This is a genomic window from Kitasatospora sp. NPDC094016 (genome assembly GCF_040304045.1).
Classification (GTDB): domain Bacteria; phylum Actinomycetota; class Actinomycetes; order Streptomycetales; family Streptomycetaceae; genus Kitasatospora.
The window spans coordinates 44,425-52,854 of sequence record NZ_JBEOUK010000053.1 but is presented as its reverse complement, the minus strand read 5'-3'; the positions used below and the strand labels follow the sequence as shown (position 1 = coordinate 52,854).

Genomic DNA, 8,430 nt, shown 5'->3' with positions numbered 1-8,430 from the left:
GACCGCCGCCCCACCCGCGTCCACGCACTCTGCACCCAACACGGCATCACAGCAACGGCCTGACCCAGATCAAATACTTCGCCAGCAGAGTCGGCCGGCCGACTTCCTGCGCGGTCGGGCGTCGGGCGGGCTGAGCCGACTCCTCTCGGAGGCGAGGGGTTCAGTTGACCGGCAGTCCGTCGTTCTCCCGCCGGGAGGCCGCGCCGAGCAGTGTGCGTGCGACGTCTGCCAGCTGTCCGAGCAGCGGGTTGGGGTCGTCGGCGCGCGTGACGAGCACGACCTCGCAGGGGTCGATGTCGATGACGGGCACCAGGGCGATGTCCTCGCGCACAGCGGCGCGTCGATCGCCGGCAGGGAAGATCGCGACACAGTGGCCGGTGGCGACGAGTTCCAGCTTGTCCTCGAAGCTGTCGTCGACCGCGGGCGGGGGTGGTGCCGGGCGGTCGCCGACGGGCCTGGGCGTGCTCCAGAGGACCGGGGTGCTGGCGCAGGCGATCAGTTCCTCGTCCGACAGGGCCCGCAGGCTGACGGTCCTCTCGTTCGCCAGGTGGTGACTCGTCGACGTGACCAGGACCCGCGGCTCCTCGCGCAGTTCGGTCACCCGGAAGCCGTCCGTGGGCAGGGGCAGGGGCCTGTACGCGACGAGGGCGTCGACCCGCCCCTCGGCGAGGGCGTGCGTGTCCCGCCAGTCGAGGTGCCTGGTACGGACCCGGTCGTCAGGGTGCCGGCGGCGCAGTTCCTGCACACAGGCGGTGATGACCAGTCCTTCGGCGTAGCCGACGGTGATGGTTCGGGGCTGGACGGCGGCTCTGGCCGTGTGAGCGGCCTGCTCGGCCTCCTGGAGCAGTATCCGGGCCCTGAAAAGGAAGGCCTGGCCGGCGTCGGTGAGGCTGCTGCCCTGCGGCGAGCGGTCGAACAGCCGGACACCGAGCTGGGTCTCCAGCCGCTGGATCTGACGGCTCAGCGACGGCTGCGCCAGGTGGAGCCTGGTGGCGGCCCGGCCGAAGTTGCCGTACTCCGCCACGACCGTGAAGTAGCGCACGAGCCGCAGGTCGAGGTCCATCCGCCCAGGGTACGCCGCGCGCCGTCATGCGCCTGGGGCATGGCGGCATGCGGAACAGGTCTTGGACGGGGTGTGCGGGTGGGCGTTTGGCTTGGGGCATGACCACTTATGACGGCAAGACGTATGACGGCAAGAAGATCGTGATCACGGGCGGAAGCAGCGGCATCGGCCTGGCCGCGGCCCGGTTGTTCGCGGACGGTGGGGCGCACGTACTGATCACCGGCCGTACCCGAGCCACCCTGGACGCCGCGCTGGAGTACTTGGGGGACAGGGCGATCGCCGTCCGCAGCGACACCGCGTCCCTGAGGGACATCAAGGCGCTGGCCGGCACGGTCCAGGAGCGGTTCGGCGCGGTGGACGCGCTGTTCGTCAACGCCGGCGTCACCGCCTCCGCGCCGTTCGACTCGACGACGGAGGAGATGTACGACGCGCTGTTCGGCGTCAACGCCAAGGGCCCGTACTTCACGGTGCAGGCGTTGGCGCCGCTGTTGCGCGAGGGAAGCGGCGTGGTCCTCACCACGTCGGTGGTGAACGTCCTGGGCCTCGACGCGCTCAGTGTCTACTCGGCGAGCAAGGCGGCCCTGCGGTCGATGACGCGCACCCTGGCCCGTGAGCTGCTGCCGCGCAAGGTGCGCGTCAACGCCGTGAGCCCCGGACCGATCGACACGGGCATCCTGGACCGCTCCGTGCCCGCCGACGCCATCGAGACGACGAAGGACGCCTACCGGAGCGCGAACCCGATGCAGCGGCTGGGGGCGCCCGAGGAAGTGGCCGCCGCGGTGGCGTACTTGGCGTTCGGCGCGACCTTCTCGACGGGAGCGGAGTTCCCCGTCGACGGAGGGGCCTCGCAACTCTAGGCGCTCCGGGAGCGGGCGGCCCCGCGCGGAGTCGGAACCCGGGCCGGGAAGAGACCGACATGGGTCGAACTCGCCTTCCAGTGCCGCAGCAGGCAACGGTTGCCCTGTCGTGACATCCCGTCCGGCTGTCGTGCCGGCCGGGTGTGCGGGCGCCGGGGCGGGAGGCGGGCCGGAAGTGGGGGCCGGGGCCTCCCTGCCCGGGGCGGGCCGAGGATCGGGACGAGGTCGTCCTCGGCGGTCGTCTTTGTGATCAGCCGCCCGGGTCCGGGTTCACGTGGGCCGGAGTGGACACGGTGGAGCGCACCGGGGGAGGGTCGTACGGGTTCGCTGCTCTGATGCGGTGATCTGCCCAGGGTGGTGCGGTTGCGGCCGGGGACTGTGTCAGTGCCACTGCGGGCGGACGTGCGGTTGACGGGCGCGACCGGTGCCCTACGGCCGTGCCGCCTGGGCGGGTACGCGATCCTGCGGTGGTCACGGCGCGCTCCGGCGGATGTGCCGGGAAGTGGCGGCCCTCGTTCGCAATTCACTCGAAAGGGCTACTGTCGGACATCTGGCTCCGTGACGGATCGGCCACTTAACGTGGTCCTGGCCGACTTCCCGGCCTCGTTCGAAAGGCTCAGCCATGCGTCGTTCCACCGCGCGTCTTCGCCTTGCCACGATCGCCGCCGTCAGCGCCGGCGCCCTCCTCTTCGCCGTCCCCACCTCCGCCCAGGCCGCCGTCGGCGAGTTCATCTACCACATCCCCGGCACCGGGCAGCACGCTCTCACGAACCCGCGGAGCGAGGAGTGTCTGAACCTGCCCGGCACCTCGGACACCGTGGTGGCCGATTCGCCGAGGAACCTCACCCTCTCCATGGCCACCGTCTTCGCGGACTCCGACTGCGGAGGCGACATCTTCTTCACCATGTTCCCCGGACAGGTCATCGACCAGCGCTTGAAGTTCCGCTCGGTCGTCTTCTCCTGAGACCGGAGCCCGCCGGGCAGCGAGCCCGCCCGGCGATCCGGAAGTCTCCGACGGTCCCACCAGGTCGCCTGTTGTCCGGGCCGCGGTGAGTTCGACCGGACGCCCGGCCGGGGTTTCCCCGGCCGGGCGTTCTGCGTGGGCGGCCGGGAAAGCCCCGGGCCGCGCCCCGCGGGCCGTCACCGGGTCGCGACGTCGGAGCGGGCCCTGCGCGACCGTTCACCCGAGGGCGCGGCAGCGGGCGTCCTGGCCGGAATCGCCTTGAGCGACGACGGCCGGGAGTTCGTCGAGCACTGGGCATCAGGCAACGTTCGCACTGGTGACGACTTCGCGTAGGCGTTCGTCGGCGGCGTGCTTGTTCCGCCGGATGATGTAGCGGCGGATCGTGCTGCCCTGGGCCTTGTGACTGGGGTGGTCGGTGCCGTCGAGGGCGAAGTAGCGAAGGGCGGTGAACTGGGCCTCGATCCGGTTGAGCCAGGAACTGTTCGTCGGGGTGTCGGCGATCTCGACGTTGTTCGCCGCCGCCCACGACCCGACCCGCTGGCACCGCTTCGTGCTCAGGTGCGGCGAGTAGTTGTCGCAGACGATCGCGATCCGCACGTCCAGTGGGTGCAGCGAGCGCAGGTAGCGGCAGAACTCCAGGAACTTGGACCGGTTCTTGGTCTTCTTGACGTGCCCGTAGAGCTGGTCCTTGGCCAGGTCGTAGGCGGCGAACAGGTGCCGCACCCCGTGCGGGCGGCTGTAGGTGGCCCGCCGCCGGGAGCGGGGTTCGCGGTCGGGGTCCTTGGGCCGGCCGCCGCGCTCGGCCCACTGTCGGCCGGGGTGGGGCTGGAGGTTGAGCGGTCCGAACTCGTCGAGGCAGAAGACGACTCCGGGCTCGCCCTCCTCGGGTACGACCTCGCGGTCGGCGATCGCGTAGAGGTGCTCGACGCGGGCCTTCTTGGCGGCGTAGTCGGGGTCGCGGGAGGCCTTCCAGGGTCTTCACGCGTTGAAACGACACTCCCTCCTCGCGGAGCAGGACCCGAAGGCCCTCGTGGCCGATGTCGTCGACCACCCTCTCGGCGACCAGGAAGTCGGCCAGCTTGGCCAGGCTCCAGGTCGAGAACGACAGGCCGGGCTCGACCGGCTTCGACCTCGCGATCTTCTTGATCTCACGGCGCGCTCGGGCAGCGTGAACGTCCTGGGCCGCCCGCCCCGGTACTTCGGGTAGGGGGAGTCGAAGCCGTCGGCGTTGAAGTCGTGGATCACGTCCAGTGACGCCCAGCACAGCAACTGAACGACACGTCATGACGGGGCGAACGTTGCCTGATGCGGCACTAGATTTCCGATCGTTCGTGCAACAGGCTGAAGTCGACGTCAAGGGGCGGGAACGGTTCGGGCATGGCAGAGATCGTCTTGTTTCACCACGCGCAGGGGCTGACCACCGGTGTCGTCGGCTTCGCCGACGAACTGCGTGCGGCCGGGTATGCCGTGCACACCCCCGACCTGTTCGACGGGCGCACGTTCGACTCGGTCGAGGAGGGCGTCGGCTACGCGCAGCAGGTCGGCTTCGGCGAGATCATCGAGCGCGGCGTCCGCGCGGCCGGGGACCTGCCTCGGCAGGTCGTCTACGGGGGCTTCTCCCTCGGGGTGCTCCCCGCCCAGAAGCTGGCGCAGACCCGGCCGGGCGCCCGGGGCGCCCGCGACGGCTGGTGCAAGAGGCCATCCGGGCGGGGAAAACGCAACTTCGACAGGGGGTGCGGAGGCGGCTATCTTCCACCTGGTCCTCGGCGATCGCCCACGCTCGTAAGGAAGTTGCCTCGGGTCGAGCCGCCCGCGGCCGGGCCCACACCAGGCACCCTCAACCAGGGAGAGACGCATGCCTCATCTCGCGTTGTACACGTTCGGCGTCCTGAAGTCACCCGTCGCCGATCCCGCACCTCTCACGCGCGAATTCCAGGACACCGGCGGGCCCGTCTACCAGAAGATCAGCCAGCACCCCGGGTACCTCGCTCATGCCGAAGCGGCGGACGACGGCCAGGGCGCGCATTTCGACTTGGACTGGGGCGCATGGGGGGAGTTCGTCGTCCCGGCCTGGTACGGCAAGGGCCGTACGGCGGAAACCATCGCGCTGGCCGCGACCCTCTCCCTCTGGACCGACCTGCACTCCGCCTTCGACGCCATCTACACCGGTCTGCACCGTGAGGCGCTGAACAGGCGTTACGTGTTTTCGGCGGGGGTGAAGTAGAGCCACTGGGACGGTGGTTTCGGGAGCCACGTTGGTCCATTTGTGAAGGCGTCGGACTGTGCCACAGGTTCATGATCGTCGGCGAGAATGGGAGCCACCCCTATCGGGTGACTTCTGATCGGGGGGCGACCGCGGTGGCGGTCCCTGCCCTGGGTAGCTTGAGGGCGCCGGGCCCTCCTGCCCCGTGTCCCTGACAGGTGCGGTTGAAGGGCGCGGCGCCGTCTCCCCGGACAGCCCAGCCTGGCCGTCCTCGACGAGAGCACTGGCCCCTGTCGTAATCGGCATTCCCTAGTTGTCGCAGGGCGGCGATCCCGGGAGACACCGTCTCGTCCGCCATGGCCACCTTCACCGACAGGGACACCTGCCCGGTGCCACTCACGGGTCAGGGCGATCTCGTCGTCGAACGGGGCAGCCCGCTGGGCCGGTGAACGGTCAGCCGGTAGTCGTCAAGGGCGGCCAGGCGGGCTTGGGGCCGGCGGCCAGCGGGAAGCTGTCGCGGTTGGCCAAGCCGCCTTCGAGGAGCAGCAGACGGCAGGGACGGCCAGGAGCGGCCGGCAATCGGGCATCAGTCCCGGCCAACGACGACGATGCAGGCCGGTGCTACCGACCGTCTCAAGCACGGCCCCTTCCCCACCGTTCGCCGTGTCGAGCTACCAGACGCCACCTGATTGGCCTTCACGGCTATCGGGGCAAGGGCGCTCTGTACACGCTTGACTCGCGGCGGTGACACCACCGGCCTGGCACGACGCCCGAGGTGTCCGGAGCACTGGCCGCACGACCGCAGCAGGTTCATCGAAGGAGAGAAATCCGTGCGTACACCGTTCATAGTCACCGGGCCGGGCCGAGCGCGCCGGCTGCCCGCCGTCTCCGCGGCCTTCGTGGCCCTGGCCGCCACGACGGGCGCCCTCGCCGCGCCGTTCCCCGCGGGCGCGAGCGACACCCGGGTACCGCAGGCCGTCGCCCCGGCAGCTCAGCCGACCCATCAGATGGCGTTCACCGGAAGCGGGTCGTTCACGGTGCCGGCGGGGGTGACGTCGGTGACCGTGTACGCCTGGGCGCCCGGGGCGCCCGGTGGCGGAGGCGGTGGGGCCGGCGGGGCCGGCGGTGGAGGTGGTGGCGGCGGTTCGAATCTGGGAATCCCGGACACCCTGGGTGGTGGCGGTGGCGGTGGAGGGGCCGGCGGCAGCGGCGGTGGCGGCGGTGGCGCGGGTCAGGCCGGAAGCTACGTCGCGTGCACGCTCGCCGTTGACCCCGGAGACGTTCTGGAGGTCACGATCGACACTATGCGTTCGGCGGGCGGCGGTGGCGGCGCGGCCGGTGGCGGTGGCGGTGGCGGTGGAATCGTGACCGCCGACGGGAAGAGCGGGGGAACCGGACGTCCGGGCGGCGAGGGTGGACGCGTGGACGCCGGCGCCGATGGCGGCAGGTTCTCCACTGGCGTGGAGAACCAGCGGACGTTCGACGAAGCTAAGGCGTACAACGGCGACTCGGGGCTCCCGGGTGGCGGGGGTCCGGGCGGTGGCGGCGGCAGCGGCGGTGACGGCGGCGGGATCGGCGCGGCGACCGCGCCCGGTGGCGCGGGTGGCTCGCCGGGTGGGGCGTCCAGCGGAGGCGGCGCGGCCTCCTTCATTCGTCTGGGTATCTGCGATGGCACGGCCGTCGCGAAAGTGCTCGGCGCGAGCGGATCCGCCGGCCAGGGCGGCAGCCCCGGCAATGCCGGTGTCACCGGCGGCGAGGGCAGGCGCGGAGCTGTCGCCGGCCCGGGTGAGGCCGGAGGCACCGGTGGCGCGGGCGGCGCGGGTGCTCCCGTCGCCGCCGCGCCCGTCGGCGCGGTCACCCCGCCCGCCGGGACCGGCGTCGGTGGCGCGGGCGGCAACGGCGGCAACGCCGCCACGGGAGGCAAGGGCGGCAACGGAGCCAGCAGCCTCACCGCAGGCAGCGCCGACGGCGCAGGCGGTGCCGACGGCGCAGGCGGCGCGGGCAGCGCAGGCGGCCCGGGCTATGCGCTGATCACCTGGTGAGTGTCGGGCCGGAGCGACCACGCTGCTCCCCGCAGCCGTGCCGGCGCCGCTCTGGCCGTCCGGCGTGAACCAGCGCCGACATGTGCCGGGCTTGCCACCGTGTGCGGTGGCAAGCCCGGTACACGTGCGGTCAGCGCGGCGGCTTGGCCTGGCGTTCGGCCTCGGTGGCCTGGAAACGGTAGGACTCGGTGCCGGTCTGGATGAGTGTGCAGCGGAAGGTGATCCGGTCGGCGATGGCCGCGCAGAGCCGGGGGTCGGCGAAGATCCTGTCCCATTCGGCGAACGGCGAGTTGGTGGCCACTGCAAGCGTGCTGTTCTCGATCGGCTTGCGGGCCTCGATCGCGACCAGGTCCGTGCTGACCGAGCCGACCTTGAGCACCGTCTCCATCCCCGCCACGACTGCGGCGGCGGGCAGCTGACGGTGCAGCAGCAGGACCTCGATCAGCATCCGGGTGCCCTCCCTGTCCCCGGCCTTTTGTTTGGCCGCGGCCCAGAACGCCTCGTGCACCCTGGTGAATCCGCCCTCCGCCCGGGCCTGCGCCAAGGCGGCGGCTCCGGCGAACGCGCCCGGTTTGACCAGCAGAATCTCCAGGCTCTTCGGCGCGGCCAGGTCCGCGCGCAGCATCGCGTCGATGAAGCCCTTCACCGGCTCCAGCACGCTCGTGCGCGGCGGAGGCTTCTTCCGCTTCGCTGGCACCGGACACACCAGCGCCATCGCCACGGTGTTCCGCGACACCTTGTACCGCTGAGCCAACGCCCGCCCCGAGACCGTCGGATCCAACCGGCGGTCCCGCCGGATCCGCTCAAAGATCCACTCGCGCGACCTGTACACCCACGGGCTCCTGACACGACCGTGATCAACTCGCACAGCCTGCCCGGCCAAACAGCCCAAAGCCCCCATTATTCCAAAGGCGGCATGTCACACACCTTCAGACCCGGTGGCTCCCAAACTCACCGCCGAAGCAACGGCTCCCGAAACCACCGCCCCAGTGGCTCTACTTCACCCCGCTAGAAACACGTTACGACTGGTTCGAGAGGACAGGACGCCCGGGTTACGTGTTCTGGTGGGTCGCCGACGGCGAGATACCCGTCTGGCAGGACGGGGTTTCGAGGCTGGAACACCTCCACGACCACGGCTCCGCGCCGCACGCCTTCACCTTCCACCAAGCGTTCGCCCCGGACGGAACTCCGGCCAGGGCCGAAGGCATCGGGCCGAAGAGCGACCAGGTTCGCTGACAAGGAAGCCTGAACGACCGGGTTCGCTGTCAGACGCCTCGACCGAATGACGGCGAACAGATGTC

The 8,430-nt window shown here is 70.9% G+C and carries 5 protein-coding genes and 4 pseudogenes; 6 read left to right on the top strand and 3 right to left on the bottom strand.

What is annotated here, in order from left to right:
- Window positions 1-160 precede the first annotated feature (160 nt).
- Complete coding sequence (locus ABT015_RS33065; RefSeq protein WP_350885788.1) at window positions 161-1,063, bottom strand: LysR family transcriptional regulator; 903 nt, start codon at window positions 1,061-1,063, stop codon at window positions 161-163.
- Window positions 1,064-1,161: 98 nt separating this feature from the next.
- Between ABT015_RS33065 and ABT015_RS33060 the strand changes: the two genes are divergently transcribed.
- Both ABT015_RS33060 and ABT015_RS33055 read left to right on the top strand, forming a co-directional pair.
- Entirely contained in the window at window positions 1,162-1,920 is a 759-nt protein-coding gene (locus ABT015_RS33060) for an SDR family oxidoreductase (protein WP_350885786.1), read from the top strand.
- Between the two features lie 622 nt (window positions 1,921-2,542).
- Window positions 2,543-2,884, top strand: a complete 342-nt coding sequence (locus tag ABT015_RS33055; RefSeq protein ID WP_350885784.1) for a hypothetical protein — start codon at window positions 2,543-2,545, stop codon at window positions 2,882-2,884.
- Between the two features lie 297 nt (window positions 2,885-3,181).
- Here ABT015_RS33055 and ABT015_RS33050 read toward each other — a convergent pair.
- Window positions 3,182-4,132 (bottom strand): annotated as a pseudogene (locus ABT015_RS33050) (IS630 family transposase); the annotation flags it as partial.
- A 129-nt stretch (window positions 4,133-4,261) separates the two neighbouring features.
- On the opposite strand from ABT015_RS33050, the pseudogene ABT015_RS33045 reads away from it, so the two are divergent.
- The 3 genes and pseudogenes from ABT015_RS33045 to ABT015_RS33035 all read left to right on the top strand — a co-directional run.
- A pseudogene (locus ABT015_RS33045) lies at window positions 4,262-4,561 on the top strand (dienelactone hydrolase family protein); the annotation flags it as partial.
- Window positions 4,562-4,739: 178 nt separating this feature from the next.
- A pseudogene (locus ABT015_RS33040) lies at window positions 4,740-5,084 on the top strand (DUF3291 domain-containing protein); the annotation flags it as partial.
- An 833-nt stretch (window positions 5,085-5,917) separates the two neighbouring features.
- On the top strand, window positions 5,918-7,129 hold the full coding sequence (locus tag ABT015_RS33035; protein WP_350885782.1) for a hypothetical protein: 1,212 nt from the start codon (window positions 5,918-5,920) through the stop codon (window positions 7,127-7,129).
- A gap of 130 nt (window positions 7,130-7,259) precedes the next feature.
- Here the strand turns inward: ABT015_RS33035 and ABT015_RS33030 are convergent, their stop codons facing one another.
- Window positions 7,260-7,826, bottom strand: coding sequence for an ATP-binding protein (locus ABT015_RS33030; RefSeq protein ID WP_350885780.1), 567 nt, complete (start codon window positions 7,824-7,826; stop codon window positions 7,260-7,262).
- Window positions 7,827-8,137: 311 nt separating this feature from the next.
- Here ABT015_RS33030 and ABT015_RS33025 point away from each other — a divergent pair.
- A pseudogene (locus tag ABT015_RS33025) lies at window positions 8,138-8,365 on the top strand (DUF3291 domain-containing protein); the annotation flags it as partial.
- Window positions 8,366-8,430: the final 65 nt, after the last annotated feature.

Coding starts and splice junctions, on each gene's coding strand:
- ABT015_RS33055 (WP_350885784.1), top strand. CDS start 2,543: ATGCGTCGTTCCACCGCGCGTCTTCGCCTTGCCACGATCGCCGCCGTC.
- ABT015_RS33060 (WP_350885786.1), top strand. CDS start 1,162: ATGACCACTTATGACGGCAAGACGTATGACGGCAAGAAGATCGTGATC.
- ABT015_RS33065 (WP_350885788.1), bottom strand. CDS start 1,063: ATGGACCTCGACCTGCGGCTCGTGCGCTACTTCACGGTCGTGGCGGAG.